Source organism: Nocardiopsis listeri NBRC 13360, assembly GCF_001570765.1.
Taxonomy (GTDB): domain Bacteria; phylum Actinomycetota; class Actinomycetes; order Streptosporangiales; family Streptosporangiaceae; genus Nocardiopsis; species Nocardiopsis listeri.
The window spans coordinates 1-811 of record NZ_BCSH01000142.1; the positions used below are offsets into that span (position 1 = coordinate 1).

1 protein-coding gene is annotated in these 811 nt (G+C 69.4%); it reads right to left on the bottom strand.

What is annotated here, in order from left to right; all coding sequences use genetic code 11:
• Nucleotides 1-811, bottom strand: an 811-nt coding sequence (locus NLI01S_RS24830; RefSeq protein WP_223809382.1) for a condensation domain-containing protein, incomplete at both ends; no start/stop codon positions are given.

Below are 811 nucleotides of genomic sequence, written 5' to 3' on the forward strand. Positions count from 1 at the left end.
CGTCGTCGAAGCCGCCCTCGGCGGTGTGTCGGGCCAACCGCTCCGCCCACACCGGGAAGGGCGTACTACGCGACCCCAGATCCACTTCCCCGCCCTCGACCGACCGCCGATAGGCCGTGCCCAGGTCCTCCAACAACACCCGCCAGGACACACCATCCACCACCAGGTGATGGGCGGTCAGCAACAACCGATCCACACCCTCTTGCCGGAAGAGGACCGCACGTACCACCGGTCCTTCCGACAGGGACAGGGAAGCCTGCTCGGCCTCGGTCCGCTCACGTACGACCCGTTCACGATCCCCGGGCTCCACCTCACCCAGGTCCACGACCGCCAGGTCGAACCGGGCCTCCCCCACCCCCAGGACCCGCAACCCGCCTTCGTCCGCACGCAACCGCAACATGTCGTGCTGAACCGCCAGAGCGCGCAGAGCCCGCTCCAGCACCCCTGCCTGGACCCGCTCGACCAGGTCCAACATCACCGCCATCGTGAAGTGATCCGGAGCCACCGGATGCGTGGCGAAGAACCACTCCGTGATCGGAGTACCCACCACCGGACCCGACACCGGACCCACCGGCGCGACCCGGGCACCCTCCACCCGGGCCACCTCCGCCAACGCCGCCACCGACGAGCGCGCGAACACGTCCCGGGAAGAGACCACCACCCCATCACGACGAGACCGGGAGACCACCTGGATGCTCAGGATGGAGTCCCCGCCCAGCGCGAAGAAGTCGTCGTGCACACCCACACGCCCCACGCCCAACACCGAGGCGAACACCTCGGCCAGCACCCGCTCCACCTCCGAACGCGGCGC